General features: G+C 71.6%; 8 protein-coding genes. 4 read left to right on the top strand and 4 right to left on the bottom strand.

Annotated features, from left to right (window positions below; translation table 11 throughout):
- Positions 1–127 precede the first annotated feature (127 nt).
- Positions 128–1,165 carry an AI-2E family transporter gene (locus tag ACTHMF_RS19710; protein WP_314147742.1) on the bottom strand — a complete coding sequence of 346 codons (1,038 nt, stop codon included), beginning with the start codon at positions 1,163–1,165 and terminating at the stop codon, positions 128–130.
- A gap of 17 nt (positions 1,166–1,182) precedes the next feature.
- Positions 1,183–4,083, bottom strand: coding sequence for a DivIVA domain-containing protein (locus tag ACTHMF_RS19705; protein ID WP_440319963.1), 2,901 nt, complete (start codon positions 4,081–4,083; stop codon positions 1,183–1,185).
- 219 nt (positions 4,084–4,302) lie between these two features.
- On the opposite strand from ACTHMF_RS19705, the gene ACTHMF_RS19700 reads away from it, so the two are divergent.
- The 3 genes from ACTHMF_RS19700 to ACTHMF_RS19690 are packed head-to-tail and all read left to right on the top strand — an operon-like array spanning position 4,303 to position 8,007.
- Positions 4,303–6,129, top strand: a complete 1,827-nt coding sequence (locus ACTHMF_RS19700; RefSeq protein WP_440319961.1) for a hypothetical protein — start codon at positions 4,303–4,305, stop codon at positions 6,127–6,129.
- Positions 6,130–6,179: 50 nt separating this feature from the next.
- On the top strand, positions 6,180–7,166 hold the full coding sequence (locus ACTHMF_RS19695) for a tetratricopeptide repeat protein (RefSeq protein WP_314149785.1): 987 nt from the start codon (positions 6,180–6,182) through the stop codon (positions 7,164–7,166).
- A 55-nt stretch (positions 7,167–7,221) separates the two neighbouring features.
- Positions 7,222–8,007 (top strand): SDR family oxidoreductase, encoded by a 786-nt coding sequence (locus ACTHMF_RS19690; protein ID WP_440319959.1) that lies wholly within the window; start codon positions 7,222–7,224, stop codon positions 8,005–8,007.
- A gap of 184 nt (positions 8,008–8,191) precedes the next feature.
- Here ACTHMF_RS19690 and glgB read toward each other — a convergent pair whose 3' ends face one another.
- Positions 8,192–10,399: a 1,4-alpha-glucan branching protein GlgB gene (gene glgB / locus ACTHMF_RS19685; RefSeq protein ID WP_440319957.1), complete on the bottom strand. Its 2,208-nt coding sequence runs from the start codon at positions 10,397–10,399 to the stop codon at positions 8,192–8,194.
- Positions 10,396–12,366, bottom strand: coding sequence for an alpha-1,4-glucan--maltose-1-phosphate maltosyltransferase (locus ACTHMF_RS19680; protein ID WP_440319968.1), 1,971 nt, complete (start codon positions 12,364–12,366; stop codon positions 10,396–10,398). Before ACTHMF_RS19680 ends, glgB begins: the two co-directional genes overlap by 4 nt.
- A 199-nt stretch (positions 12,367–12,565) precedes the next feature.
- On the opposite strand from ACTHMF_RS19680, the gene glgP reads away from it, so the two are divergent.
- Positions 12,566–15,136, top strand: a complete 2,571-nt coding sequence (gene glgP / locus ACTHMF_RS19675) for an alpha-glucan family phosphorylase (RefSeq protein WP_440319955.1) — start codon at positions 12,566–12,568, stop codon at positions 15,134–15,136.
- The last annotated feature ends 35 nt before the right edge of the window (positions 15,137–15,171 follow it).

Genomic DNA, 15,171 nt, shown 5'->3' with positions numbered 1-15,171 from the left:
GGGGGGGCTGATCCGGGCGGGGGGGGGGGGGGGGTGGCGGGGTCGCGACCCGCCGTCTCGGCCGGGGTGACGCGGCGCGACGCGACCGCTCGGCTGTCCCCGAGAGGGCCGGGAGGGCCGGGAGGCGCTAGAGCTCGTTCTGGCGCGGGATGACGACCTGCTTGATGATCAGCAGGATCGCCGCGGCGAACGGGATGGCGACGAGCGCGCCCAGGATGCCGAGCAGGGTGCCGCCGGCGAGGGCGGCGACCACGACGAGCGCGCCGGGAACGGCGACCGCGCGGTTCATGATGCGCGGGCTCAGCACGTACGCCTCCACCTGCATGTACACGATGTAGTAGATCGCGGCAGCGATCGCGGTCGGCGGGCCGGAGAGGAAGCAGACGGCGACGATGATCACGGAGCCCGTGATGGTCCCGACCAGCGGGATCAGCGAGAAGAAGAACGCGATGGACGCGAGCAGGATGGGGAACTTCGCGCCGATCACGGTCAGGAAGATCGCGCTGAGCACGCCGTTGACGAGCGCCAGCGAGACCTGGCCCATCACGTACTTGCCGACGGAGTCGGTGATCTGGTCGCCGAGGTCCGCGAAGCGCGAGCGGCGGGAGGCGGGGACCAGCTGGTAGGCGGCCCGCTTGATGCTCGGCAGCGACGCCGTGAAGTAGATGGTGAGGATCACCACGATGATCACGCCGAACGCGCCCTGCACGATGCCGAGGCCGGTCTGCAGCACCTTCGAGGTGATGTCGGGCAGGTTCTTGTTCAGCCACTGGATGACCGCATCGATGTTCTGCTGGTTCACGATCGACGGGAACTGGTGCTGGAGGCTGAGGAACCAGGTCTCGGCCGAGCCGTTCTGGACCCACTTGACCGTGTTGTTGACCAGCTGCGTCGCCTGGTCGACCGCGACAGGCACGATCGCCCAGACCAGGCCGACGAAGGCGCCGATGATCACCACGAGGGCGACGACCAGCGCCAGCCAGCGCGGGAACTTGCGGCGCTCCAGGAACGAGATCAGGGGCTCGATGCCGAGCGCGAGGAAGAGCGCGGCGCCGATGTAGGTGATGATCGTCGCGAGACTGGTGACCGCGCTCAGGATGAGGATGCCGAGCCCGACACCGAGGGTGCCGATCAGTCCGACGCGGAAGGCGTTCTGGATCTTCACGGTGGTCCCCCTCGGTCTCAGTCTCGGTCGGAGGACACCTTCTCCGCCTGCTGCAGCATGCCACGCAGGTTCTCGAAGTAGCCGGCGACCGCCTCGCGCTCAATCCTAATCTGGGCCAGGCGCTCCTCCGCGTCCGCCACGAGGCGTTCCGTCCGCTCCTCCGCCTCCTCGATCATCGCGTCGGCGCGGTCCTCGGCCTCCCGGACGATCGCGGCCGCGGTCTTCTCGGCCTCGCTGCGGGCGTTCTTGACGGTCTCGCGGGCCTCGGTCTCGAAGGTCTCGGCCTCGGTGCGCGCCTGCGCGGTCCGCTTGACCGCGTCGGCGAGCTGCTGGTTGGCCTCGTCCAGGTACTTCTGGGTCTGGGCGACCGCCTCCTGGTGACGCGCGAGGTACTCCTTCTCCGCCTCGTCGCGGCGGGCGCGCAGCTCCACATCCAGGTCGATCCTGGCCTGCTCCACCTCGCGGGTGCGGGCGTCGAGCTCCTCCAGGGTGCTCGTGCGCAGGGCGCTGAGCTCCGCGTCCAGGGCGGCGCGGGCGGTCGCGGACTCCTCCTCGAACGCGGCCCGGCGCTCGGCGAGCTCCGCCTCGAGGGCGGTGCGCGCGGCGGCGCTCTGCTCGGCGAGCTCCGCCCTGGCCTGCGCAGTGTCCTTCTCCAGGGCGACGCGCGCCTGCTGCGTCTCGTCGGCGAGCGCGACCCGGAGGCGCTCCGCCTCGCGCTCGAGGTCGATGCGCTGCTGCTCGCGCTGCGCGGCGAGCTCGTTCTCGGTCGTCGTCCGCTGGTCGGCGAGCTCGACGGCGGTGCGGCGCACATCCTCCGCCAGCTCGCTCCTGGTCCGCTCGGTCTCGTCGGCGAGCCGCGATCGGGTCTCCTCCGACTCGGCCGCGAGCTGGGCCGTCGTCTGCTCGACCTCGGCGGCCAGCCGGGACTTCGTGGTGGTGACCTCGGTCTCCAGCGCCGACCTGGTCTGCTCGACCTCGGCGGCGAGCTGCGACTTCGTCTGCTCGACCTCGGCGGCCAGGTGGGACGTGGTCTGCTCGACCTCGGCGGCCAGCGCGGACTTCGTCTGCTCGACCTCGGCGGCCAGCTCGGACTTCGTGGTCGAGACCTCGGTCTGGAGCGCGGACTTCGTCTGCTCGACCTCGGCGGCGAGGGCGGACTTCGTGGTCGAGACCTCCGTCTGGAGCGCGGACTTCGTCTGCTCGACCTCGGCGGCCAGCGCGGACTTCGTCTGCTCGACCTCGGCGGCGAGCGCGGCGCGAGTGGACGTCACCTCCGCGGCCAGGGCGCTGCGCTCGCGCGCGAGCTCGTCGGCGAGCGCGGTGCGCGCGGCGTCCACCTCGGCAGCGAGCTCTGCGCGCAGCTGCTCGGCCTCCGCGTCCAGCTCCCTGCGCTGCCGGTCGGCCTCCGCTGCCAGCCTGGCGCGGGTCTGCTCCTCCTCCGCGGCGATGCGGGACGCGCTCTGCTCGGCATCGGCGGCCAGCTTCGCGGCGGACGCCGCACGGTCGGCCTCCAACGCCGATCGGGTCTCGGTGGTCTCGCGCTCGAGCGTCGTGCGGGTCTGCAGCGCCTCGTCCGCGAGCGTCTTCGTCGTGCGCTCCACCTCGTCGGCCAGTTCGGCCTTGGTGCGGGTGACCTCGTCGGCCAGCTCCGCCGTGGTCCGGGTCACCTCGTCCTCGAGGGCCGACTTCGTGGTGGTCACCTCGTCCGCAAGCGCGGACTTCGTGGTGGCGACCTCCTCGGCGAGGGCGGACTTCGTGGTCGTCACCTCGTCCTCGAGGGCGGTCCTGGTGCGCAGCACCTCGTCCGCGAGCTCGGCCTTCGTGCGCTCGACCTCGTCGGCGAGGGCCGACTTCGTCGTCGTGACCTCCTCGGCGAGGCGGGCGCGGGTCTGCTCGACCTCGGCCGCGAGCGCGGAGCGGGTCTGCTCGACCTCGGCGGCGAGCGACTTCTTGGTCTGCTCGACCTCGGTGGCCAGGGCCTGGCGGGCGGCGGTGTCCTCCGCGGCGAGGTCCGCCCGGGTCTGGGCGGTGTCGGCGGCGAGGGCGGCGCGCTGCTCCTCGACCTCGGCGGCGAGGTCGGCGCGCGCCTGCGCGGCCTCCGCGGCCAGCTCGTCGCGCACCCTGGCCTGCTCGGCGGCCAGCTGGTCGTTCGTCTCGGCGACGCGGCGGTCGAGCTCCAGGCGGGTCTGGGCGGCCTCGCGCTCGAACGCGGCCCTGTCGTCGGCGAGGGCGTTCTCCAGCTCCGCGCGGCGGGCGGCGATCGTGCGGTCGAGCTCCGCGGCCTCGGCGCGGGCGGCCTCCGCGTCCCGCAGCGCCACCGCCTTGAGCTCCGCGGCCTCCCTGTCGGCCTCCGCGCGGACGGCGGCGGCTTCGCGCTTGCTCGTCGCCCGCACCTCCGCGGCCTCCGTCGCCACCGCTCCGCGGATGGCGGCGGCCTCGCGCATCGCGTCGGTGAGCAGCGTCTCCTTATCCGCGCGCGTCTTGGCGAGCAGCTCGGTCGACTCGATCTGCGCGTCCTCGAGCATGGTCGCGGCGCGGGCCTGGGCGTCGGCGAGCACGCGCTCGGCCTGCTGAGCGGCCGTCTTCTTGATCTTCTCGACGTCGGCGGCCACGCCGGCGCGCAGCTTCTCCGCGTCGATGTCCGCCTGGGCGATCAGCCGGGTCGACTGCTCCTCCGCGACGCGCAGGGTGTTCTCGAGCTTGGTGCCGAGCCCGGAGTAGGTCGGGCTGCCGACTTCCTCGATCTCGGCGTTCAGCTCCTCGATCCTGGCCTGGAGCCGCTTGATCTCCTTGGACTGGTCGGCGGCCTGGGTGTTCGACTTGATCAGGTCCCGGCGCAGTTCCTGCAGGGCCTGGTCGACTTCCTCCTTGTCATAGCCTCGGAAGACCTGGGTGAAGTTGGTTTCGTCGGTGGCCACTGTGGTAACTCCTGGGGATTCGGGATGCGAGCCGCGCGCGCGCCGCATCGATCCTACATTTCGGGGGTGCGTACCCGCATGGGGGACTGCGTGAGCGTGCAGGGAACGGTTAGATGCCTTTCAGGGTGCTCCACTATCGTTGAGTATCCGTGCCCGTCCCTGCCCCCGAAGGGCCCACGAGGAGTTTGTTTGCGTTTCGTACTCGCCATCGTCGCGTTCGTGGTAGCAGCTGTCATGATCGTCGCCGGCATCGCCCAGCGCACGATCTTCGCACCCCCGTCGCAGCTGACGGCCTCGGCGACCATCCCGGGTGACGCCCGCTACGTCGTGATCGACAGCGCGGTGCTGAACGCCCATCCCGGCCAGCAGACGCTCTCCGTCTCGGGCGCACCGGACGCCGCCCACCAGGTCGTCGCCTACGGGCGCACCGCCGATGTGAAGGCGTGGCTGGGCGACCAGCAGTACGTCGCCGTCGGCTTCGACTCGGCGACCGGAAAGCTGAAGACCAAGACGGTCGCGCCGTCGTCGGAGGACGGGAGCGGCTCCGGCGGCTCGACGGCCACCCCGACGCCGGCCCCCACGGCGACCGGATCCGCGGCGAAGGCCACCCCCGGCCCGAACCCCGCCGGCTCCGACCTCTGGCTGGAGGAGTACGACGGCCAGGACGCCCAGACGACCCGCATGAACATCCCCGACGGCCTCAGCGTTATCGTGGCCAGCGACGGGACGAAGCCAGCACCGAACAAGATCCTGCTGACCTGGCCGGTCGACACCAGCACCCCGTGGGCGTTCCCGCTGATCATCGGCGGACTCGTGGTGCTGCTGATCGGAATCGCGCTCTACCTGTGGGGGCTCTACACCCACCGCCGGTCGCGCGGGCCACGACGCAAGAGCGGACCCAAGATGCCGAAACTCCCCAAAGCCCCCAAGTACAAGCCCACCGCGTCCGGATCGATCGAGTCGACCCGCGGTCGCCGTTCCAGCAGGCGGACCCGCGTGATGGTCCCCGCGGTACTCGCCGGAGCGCTCGCGCTGAGCGGCATCGGCACGGGCGCAGCACTCGCCGACACGACCCCGACCCCGACGCCGACGGCGACGGACGGCGCGGCGCAGGGCGATGTGCTTCCCCCCGCCGTCTCCGTGCCGCAGCTGGAGCGCATCCTGAAGCGCGTCTCGGTGGTCGCCGCCGGCGCGGACAGCAAGGCGGACGCCGCGCAGGCCAAGACCCGGTTCACCGGTCCCGCCCTGCAGCTGCGCGAGGCCAACTACGCGATCCGTGCCAAGAAGGCGGACGAGCCGGCTCTGCCGGCCATCCCGGCCAGCCCCATCGAGCTGTCCCTGCCGCAGGCGACGGACAGCTGGCCGCGCACCGTGATGGCCGTGGTCCGGATGCCCGCCGACGCCAAGGGCAAGGCGCAGGCGCCGCTGGCCGTCGCGCTCGTGCAGGACTCGCCGCGCGACAACTACATGGTGGAGTACGCGATCACGCTGGAGCCGAACGTGAAGGTGCCGAACCTGGCGCCCGCGAGCATCGGCGCCGCCGCGGTGCGCCCCGACTCCAAGCTGCTGAAGATCAGCCCCGACCAGGTGTCTGCTGCCTACAGCGACATCCTGATGAACGGCGACGCCAGCAAGTGGGCGTCGAGCTTCGACCTCACCGACGACAAGCTCGTCTCGCAGGTCGGCAAGGCCTGGAAGCAGCAGGAGCAGTCGCGGCTGAAGCAGCAGTTCGGCAGCACATCGTCGCTGACGTTCTCGAGCAGGCAGGGCAAGGGCCCGCTGCTGTCCATGGCGACCAACGACTCCGGCGCCATCGTCTGGGTGAACCCGGAGGAGGTGCAGCTGCACAAGGTGCAGGAGGCCGGCGCACAGGTGATCGCCGGTGCGACGACGGCGGCCCTCAGCGGCGTCGCCCAGTCGAACACCGGTATCGAGTCCGTGTACGGCTACCAGCTCGCGTTCTACGTCCCGCCCGCCGGCTCGGACGAGAAGGTGCGGCTGCTCGGTTTCGCGCAGGGCCTCGTCTCGGCGCAGGAAGTCAAGTAGCGCTCCCGCGTATCCTGTTAAGTCGATCCACGCCAGCCGAGGGAGACCGCATGAGCCAGATTCCGCCCACCCCCACGAACCTCCGCGGGGCCGTCGACCTGAGCGCACTCGTCAACCGGCCCGCCCCTGGGCAGCCGGGGGCGCCCGGCGCGACCGGCGGCGCCGACGCGGCGGGTGCGGGGGAGCCGCTGCCGCTGCCCAGCCTGTTCTTCGAGGGCACGGACGCGAACTTCAACGACTTCATCGACCTGTCGATGCGCGTGCCGGTCGTCGTCCACCTCGCCGCAACCTGGGCCGAGCCGAGCGCCCAGCTGTCGCCGGTGCTGGACAGGGTCACCGCCTCCCTGGGCGGCCGCCTCGTGCAGGTGAAGGTGGATGTGGACGCCAACCCGCAGCTCGCGCAGGCGTTCCAGGCGCAGTCGGTGCCCGCTGTCGCCGCCCTGGTCGCCGGTCGCCCGGTGCAGCTGTTCGTCGGAGCGCTGCCCGAGCAGGAGATCCGGGACGTGTTCGCGCAGCTGCTCGAGCTCGCGGCTCAGAACGGCGTCACGGGCACCGTGGCCGTCGAGGGCGGAGCGCAGCAGGAGGGCGAGGACGGCGAGGCCGCCGAGCCGGCTCCGGAGCCGCTGCCGCCGCACCACGCGGAGGCGTACGCGGCGATCGAGCGCGGCGACTACGCCACCGCGATCGCCGAGTACAAGACCGCGATCGCGCAGGACCCGCGCGACGCGATGGCCGTCGCGGGGCTTGCTCAGGTCAGCCTCCTCGACCGGCTCTCCGGCACGACGGCCGACGAGCTGCGCACGGCGGCGGCAGAGGCGCCGGCGGACGTCGACGCCCAGCTCGGGGTCGCGGACCTCGACCTCTCCGGCGGCCACGTGGAGGACGCGTTCGACCGCCTGCTCAGCCTGTTCCCGAAGCTGGACGCGGCGGGCAAGGAGGCGGTGCGCGCGCGCATCCTCGACTATTTCGAGATCGTCGGTGTGGAGGACCCGCGGGTCGGCAAGGCCAGGGCTAGGCTGGCGTCGCTGCTGTACTGACGCGACATCGCCTGCGCCGGGCGGCAGCGGTTCCCCCTCATCCGGAAGGCCGCACATGCCCCGTGTGCTCGTCGTCGGCGGGACCGGTCTCGCCGGTCGCGCCGTCACTGCTGAAGCCGTCGCCCGCGGCCCCGACGTCGTCGTGGCGTCGCGGCGCGTCCCGGACGACGACGCGCCCGGCTACGTGACCGGCGCCGCGTATGTGACCGCGGACCTGGTCTCGGGGGCCGGCCTCGAGGAGGCCGTCGACGGGGCGGACGTTCTCATCGACGCCAGCAACGGCACGGGCCGCCGCGCGGCCCACGTGTTCGCGACCGGGGCGATGAACCTGGTGCAGACGGCCGCGCGCTTCGGCGTGCAGCGCTCCGTGCTGCTGTCCATCGCGGGCATCGACGATTCCCGCTATCCGTACTACCGGGCGAAGCTCGCCCAGGAGCGCGTCCACCTCGACTCGGCCCTGGACGCGCGCATCGTGCGGGCGACGCAGTTCCACGACTTCGTCACGGCGATCTTCGAGCGCGGCCGCCGCTTCGGGGCGCTGACCGCGCCGTCCGGTACGCGCTTCCAGCCGATCGCGATCGCGGACGTGGCCCGCGTGCTCGTCGACGCGGCGGAGGGTGCAGGCGAGGCGAACGGCATCGTCACCATCGGCGGGCCGCGCGTCGAGTCGGCGCGCTCGCTCGCGCAGCAGTGGCGGGAGGCGAGCGGCACGAGGCGCCCGGTCGTCCCTGTGCGTCTCGGCGGCGCGCTCGGCGCGGCCTGGCGCGCGGGGCGCAACCTCGCGCCGGAGCACGCGCTCGACGGCACCGGCTACGCCGCCTGGCTGACCGCGGGCGACTGACCGCCCGGCGCGCCCCGACTCGTCGCGAATCCCGCCCGTTCGTGACGAATCCCGCCCGTTCGTGACGAATCCCGCCCGTTCGTGACGAATCACGCGTGTGACCAGTGCCGCGCATTCGTGACGAATGGCGCGCATTCGTGACGAATGCCGCCCGTTCGTGACGAGAGGGCGGGCGGGCGGGGCGCTACGGGCTGGGACGGAGGAAGAGCGCGCCGAGCGGGGGGAGGGTGAGCACCGCGGAAGAGGGGCGCCCCATCCACGGCTCGTCGACCGCGGTGACGCTGCCGAAGTTGCCGACGCCGGACCCGCCGTACTCCTCGGCGTCCGTGTTCAGCAGCTCATCCCACTCGCCGGCGAACGGCAGGCCCACGCGGTAGTCGGAGTGCGGGTTGCCGGAGAAGTTCAGCAGCACGGCGATCGGGTTGCCGTCGGCGTCCTTGCGCAGGAACGCCAGGACGTTGCCCGCGGCGTCCGAGCCGTCCAGCCACTCGAACCCGGCCGGGTCGTTGTCCCGCGCCCACAGCTCCGGGTTGGCCCGGTAGACCGCGTTCAGCTGGGCGACGAAGTTCCACAGGCCCCGGTGCGCCGGCTGGTCGAGGATCCACCAGTCCAGCCCGCGCTCCTCGCTCCACTCCGACGGCTGGCCGAACTCCTGGCCCATGAACAGCAGCTGCTTGCCGGGATGCGCCCACATGAAGGCGAGGAACGCCCGCATGTTCGCCAGCTGCTGCCAGTGGTCGCCCGGCATCTTGTTCAGCAGCGAGCCCTTGCCGTGCACGACCTCGTCGTGGCTGATCGGCAGCAGGAAGTTCTCGCTCCACGCGTACACGAACGAGAACGTGATCTCGCTGTGGTGGTAGCTGCGCCACATCGGGTCCTCGTGGATGTACTGGAGCGAGTCGTGCATCCAGCCCATGTTCCACTTGAGGCCGAAGCCGAGCCCGCCGGAGGAGGTGGGCGCGGTGACGCCCGCGTAGCTGGTCGACTCCTCCGCGATCATCACGGTGCCAAGGTTGCGCTTGTAGGCGGTCGCGGTGACCTCCTGCAGGAAGCCGATGGCCTCCAGGTTCTCGCGGCCGCCGTGGATGTTCGGCTCCCACTCGCCGGCGTTGCGCGAGTAGTCGAGGTAGAGCATGGAGGCGACCGCGTCCACGCGCAGACCGTCGACGTGGAACTCCTCGAGCCAGTACAGCGCGTTCGCGACCAGGAAGTTGCGCACCTGCGAGTTGCCGTAGTCGAAGATGTAGGTGCCCCAGTCCTTGTGCTCGCCGCGGCGCGGGTCCGCGTGCTCGTACAGGGGCTGGCCGTCGAAGCGCGCGAGCGCCCAGTCGTCCTTGGGGAAGTGGCCGGGCACCCAGTCCATGAGGACGCCGATCCCGGCGTTGTGCAGGCGGTCGATCAGGTACTTGAGGTCGTCGGGCGAGCCGAACCGGCTGGTCGGGGCGTAGTAGCCGGTCACCTGGTAGCCCCAGGAGCCGCCGAAGGGATGCTCGGCCAACGGCAGGAACTCGACGTGCGTGTACCCGAGCGCCGCGACGTAGTCGATCAGCTGGTCGGCGGCCTCCCGGTAGCCGAGTCCCGGCCGCCAGGAGCCGAAGTGCAGCTCGTAGACGCTCATCGGGCCCGAGTGCGGGTCGGTGGCCGCGCGGGCGCGCATCCACTCGCCGTCCTGCCAGTCGTGACGGCTGACGGTGACGCAGGAGGCGGTGTCGGGCGGCGTCTGCGCGAGCTGGGCCATCGGGTCGATCTTGCGCACCCATTCGCCGGACTGGGCGAGCAGGTCGAACTTGTAGAGCGCGCCCTCGCCGAGGCCGGGGACGAACAGCTCCCACACGCCGGAGGAGCCCATGTTGCGCATCGCGTGCAGGGTGCCGTCCCAGCCGTTGAAGTCGCCGATCACCCGGACGGCGCGGGCGTGCGGCGCCCACACGGTGAACGCGGCGCCCGTCACGCCGCCGAGGTCGCGCACGTGCGCGCCGAGCGCGCTCCAGAGCTGCTCGTGGCGGCCCTCCCGGATCAGGTGCAGGTCCAGCTCGCCGATCGTCGGCAGGAACCGGTACGGGTCGTCCGTCGTCCAGGTGCTGCCGTCGCCGTAGCGGGCCTCCAGCTGGTAGGCGCCGGGGCCGACGATGTCGACGCCCTGCCAGACGCCGTGGCCGACGTGGGCGAGCTCGATGTGCGCCCCGTTCGGCAGGATCGCGAACACCGCCTCGGCGAGCGGTCGCAGCGCGCGGATCACGGTGACCGGGTCCTCGACGCCCGCGGCGCTCACCCGGTGCTGACCGAGCACGGCGTGCGGGTCGTGGTGGCTGCCGGTGGCGATCGCGCGCAGCAGCTCGTCGTCCAGGCCGGGCAGGTTCACCGCGGCGGCGCCTTCGGGGATCGGGGTCATCGGCTGGCCTCCAGAGGGTCGGCGGTGAGCGGCTTGACGGTCAGGATGTGCACGGGCTCGGTGAACGCGTCCAGGCGCACGTAGTTGTCCGCCCCCCACGTCCAGCGCTGCCCGGTCACGACGTCCTTGACCTCGAATTGCGAGCCGAGCGGCAGGCCGAGCGCGGTCACGTCGAGGTGGACCATCGTCTCGCGCACCGAGTGCGGGTCCACGTTCGCCACGATCAGCATCGCGTCCGGCTTGCCGCTGCGGGTGAACGCGCCGGCGAGGTACTTCGAGTACACCAGGATGGCCTCGTCCTCGCTCTCGTGGACGTGCAGGTTGCGCAGCTGGCGGAGCGCCGGGTGCTCGCTCCTGGTGCGGTTCAGCATGGTCAGGTACGGGGCGAGCGAGCGGCCGACGGCCTGTGCCCTGGCGTAGTCGCGCGGGCGGTACTCGTACTTCTCGTTGTCGATGTACTCCTCGGCGCCGGGACGCGCGACGTTCTCGTACAGCTCGAACCCGGAGTAGACGCCCCAGGTCGGCGCGGCGGTCGCGGCGAGCGCCGCGCGGATCTTGAAGGCGGCGGGGCCGCCGAACTGCAGGTATTCGGTGAGGATGTCCGGCGTGTTCACGAACAGGTTCGGCCGCAGGAAGTCGGCCGTCTCGTGTGCGAGCCCGGTGAAGAACTCCGTGAGCTCCTCCTTGGTGTTGCGCCAGGTGAAGTACGTGTAGGACTGCTGGAAGCCCGCCTTGGCGAGCGTGTGCAGCAGGGCGGGACGCGTGAACGCCTCGGCGAGGAAGACCACGTCCGGGTCGGTCGCGTTGACCGTGTGGATCAGCCACTCCCAGAAGTGCAGCGGCTTGGTGTGCGGGTTGTCGACCCGGAAGATCCGGACGCCCAGCGACATCCAGTACCGCACGATCCGCAGCACCTCGGCGCGCAGGCCCTCGTAGTCGTTGTCGAAGTTGATCGGATAGATGTCCTGGTACTTCTTCGGCGGGTTCTCGGCGTACGCGATGGTCCCGTCCGGGAGGGTCGTGAACCACTCCGGGTGCGCCTGCACCCACGGGTGGTCCGGCGAGGCCTGCAGGGCCAGGTCCAGCGCGACCTCGAGGCCGGCCTGCTTGGCCTTGCCCAGGAAGTAGACGAAGTCCTTCTCGGTGCCGAGGTCGGGGTGGATGGCGTCGTGGCCGCCCTCCGCGCTGCCGATGGCCCACGGCGATCCCGGGTCGTTCTCGCCGGCGTCCAGCGTGTTGTTCGGCCCCTTGCGGAAGGTGCGGCCGATCGGGTGGATGGGCGGCAGGTAGACGACGTCGAAGCCCATCGCGGCGACCTCGGGCAGGCGCTTGGCCGCGGTGCGGAAGGTGCCGGACTGCCAGGAGCCGTCCGCGAGCTTCTTCGCGCCCTCCGAGCGCGGGAAGAACTCGTACCAGCTGCCGACGCCGGCGCGGGTGCGCTCGACCAGCACGGCGCGCGTCGCCGACAGCGAGGGCAGCGCGACGACGGGGCGCTCGGCGAGGATCCGGCCGATGCGCTCGTCGATCGTCGCGGCGAACCGCTCGTCGAGAGGCCGCGCGGTGTCAGCGACGACCTTCGCCGCCTCGGAGAGGTGCCGGCGCTCTGCGGTGCTGCGGCGCTTGTCCGCCGCCGCGCGCACGAGGAGGTCGTGGCCCATCGTGAGCATCAGCTCCACGTCGATCCCGGCCGGAACCTTCACCTCGGCGTTGTGCCGCCAGGTGGCGTACTCGTCCGCGTATGCCTGGACGCGGTAGCGCCACAGGCCCTCCGCCTCCAGCTGCACCTCGACCTCCCAGCGGTCGGTGCCGGGCGCGATCGGGTGCATCCTGTGCTCGGTCTGCACGCCGGAGGGGTCGAGCAGCAGGAGGTCGACGCCGATCCTGTCGTGGCCCTCGCGGAACGCGGTGGCGCGGAACGGGACGACCTCGCCGCTGAACGCCGTGGCCGGCCAGTGACCCTCGTCCACCTGGGGCGAGAGCCCGAGGATCGGGATCCGGGGGAGGAGGGGCTCGTAGGCCGTCTCCCCCGGAGCCGGCGGTTCCGGGGCCTTCGGCTCTGCCGCCTCTGCCGCGGCGGCTGCTGGTCTGGTCGCTGCGTTCTTACCCACAACCCAGACCGTACACTCATTAACCTTTCCGCAATGAGGCTCCTTTATGCTCGTGCGAGTGAAGGCCATCCGTAGATTCACCGTCCGAGCCGTCCTGCCCGAGAATCTCGCCGCACTGGAGGAGATCGCCGGCAACCTCCGCTGGTCCTGGCACGAGCCGACGAAGGAGCTGTTCGCCCGCATCTCCCCGGAGCTGTGGCAGGAGGTGGAGCACGACCCGATCGCGCTGCTCGGCTCCGTCGACCCGCAGCGCCTCGCCGAGCTCGCGGCCGATCCCGGCTACGTCGAGTGGGCGCACCACATCCGCGACGATCTGCGCGCGTACGTGCACGACCCGCGCTGGTACCAGTCGCTCGGGGAGGGCGCCCCAGCCTCGATCGCCTACTTCTCGCCGGAGTTCGGCATCACCTCCGCGCTGCCGCAGTACTCGGGCGGCCTCGGCATCCTCGCCGGCGACCACCTGAAGGCGGCGAGCGACCTCGGCGTGCCGCTCGTCGGCGTCGGCCTGTTCTACCGCTCCGGCTACTTCTCGCAGGCGATCACGCCGGACGGCTGGCAGCTGGAGAGCTACCCCGTTCTCGACCCGGACGGTCTCCCGCTCAGCGTCCTGCGCAACCCGGACGGGACGCCGGTGCAGATCACGCTGGCCCTGCCGGATGGCGTGCTGCACGCGCGCGTCTGGCAGGCGGCGGTCGGCCGCGTCCGGCTGCTGCTGCTGGACACCGACATCCCCGAGAACGAGGAGCGGCTGCGCTCGGTCACCGACCGGTTGTACGGCGGAGGCGGCGAGCACCGGCTGCTGCAGGAGCTGCTGCTCGGCATCGGCGGCGTGCGCGCGGTCAAGGCGTGGACGGAGCTGACCGGGGCGCCCCAGGCCGAGGTGTTCCACACCAACGAGGGCCACGCCGGGTTCCTGGGCCTGGAGCGGATCTCCGACCTGATCGGCGACGGGCTGAGCTTCGACGAGGCTCTGCAGATCGTGCGGGCGGGCACCGTGTTCACCACGCACACCCCCGTCCCTGCCGGCATCGACCGGTTCGAGCGGCCGCTGGTCCAGCGCTACTTCTCCACGTCCCTGCTGCCGGGCGTCGAGGTGGACCAGGTGCTCGCGCTCGGAGCCGAGGATTACCCGGGCGGATCGCCGGACGTGTTCAACATGGCGGTCATGGGCCTGCGGCTCGGCCAGCACGCCAACGGCGTCTCGCGCCTGCACGGCGAGGTCAGCAGGCAGATGTTCGGCGGGCTCTTCCCCGGCTTCGACAGCAACGAGGTGCCGATCGACTCGGTGACCAACGGCGTGCACGCGCCGACCTGGACCGACCCGATGCTGCGCGCGCTCGCGCTGGAGCGGCTCGGCACCGAGGACACCACGCATGCCGACTGGGGCAACGCTGCCGCCGTCAGCGACCTCGACCTCTGGGGCGTGCGCAACCGGATGCGCGAGCAGCTGGTGCGCGACGCGAGGCACCGCGTCGCTGCGGCCCGGGAGGACCAGAACCCGGGTGGCATCGCGCCGGCCTGGATGTCCGACCTGCTCGACCCGAACGTCCTCACCATCGGATTCGCCCGCCGGGTGCCGACGTACAAGCGGCTGACGCTCATGCTGCACGACCCGGAGCGGCTGCGGAACATCCTGCTGAACCCCGAGCGCCCCGTGCAGTTCGTGATCGCCGGCAAGTCGCATCCCGCCGACGACGAGGGCAAGCGGCTCATCCAGAAGCTGGTCCAGTTCGCCTCCGAGCCCGAGATCCGCTCGCGCATGGTGTTCCTGCCGGACTACGACAGCGGGATGGCGCAGCTGCTCTACCCGGGGACGGACGTGTGGTTGAACAACCCGCTGCGCCCGCTCGAGGCGTGCGGAACCTCCGGGATGAAGGCGGCGCTCAACGGCGCGCTGAACCTGTCCATCCTCGACGGCTGGTGGAACGAGTTCTACGACGGCGAGAACGGCTGGGCGATCCCCTCCGCGGACGCGGCGGGCGACGGCGCCGAGCGCGACGCGCTGGAGGCCGAGGCGATGTACGACCTGATCGAGCACCAGATCGCGCCGCGGTTCTACGACCGCGACGCCGACGGCGTTCCCGACGCCTGGGTCGGCCAGATCCGGCACACGCTCGCGACGCTGTCCGCGCCGCTCAGCGCGGAGCGGATGGTGCGCGAGTACGTGGAGCGCCTGTACATCCCCGCCGCGGGCTACGAGAAGCGCCTGACCGCGGACGACTGCGCCGCTGCGCGCTCGCTCGCCGCGTGGAAGGAGCGCGTGCGCGCCGCGTGGCCCGGCGTGAACGTCGCCCACGTGGACGCGGGCGGGCTGGACGCGGTGCCGCAGGTCGGCGACGAGCTGCACGTCCGCGCGCTGGTGCACCTGGGCGGCCTGAAGCCGGAGGACGTGCAGGTGCAGCTGGTCGCCGGCCGCAGCCGCGACGGCGACGAGCTGACCGACCTGCACTTCCAGACCCTGGACGTCGACTCGGGCATCCCGGGGGCGGACCCGTCGGTCGCGCACGAGTTCACAGGGACGATGCGGCTGACCTGGGCGGGATCGTTCGGCTACACCGTGCGCGTCGTCCCGGTCAACGACCTGCTGCTCTCGCCCGCCGAGCTCGGCCTCGTCACCGTCGCCGGCTGACGCCACATCGCGTCGCTCGCTCGCGGCGGGAGCCG

Origin of the sequence: Leifsonia sp. (assembly GCF_051955155.1) — a bacterium.
GTDB lineage: Bacteria > Actinomycetota > Actinomycetes > Actinomycetales > Microbacteriaceae > Leifsonia.
This window is presented reverse-complemented; position numbering and strand designations above follow the sequence as displayed.

Coding starts and splice junctions, on each gene's coding strand:
- glgB (WP_440319957.1), bottom strand. CDS start 10,399: ATGACCCCGATCCCCGAAGGCGCCGCCGCGGTGAACCTGCCCGGCCTG.
- ACTHMF_RS19690 (WP_440319959.1), top strand. CDS start 7,222: ATGCCCCGTGTGCTCGTCGTCGGCGGGACCGGTCTCGCCGGTCGCGCC.
- ACTHMF_RS19695 (WP_314149785.1), top strand. CDS start 6,180: ATGAGCCAGATTCCGCCCACCCCCACGAACCTCCGCGGGGCCGTCGAC.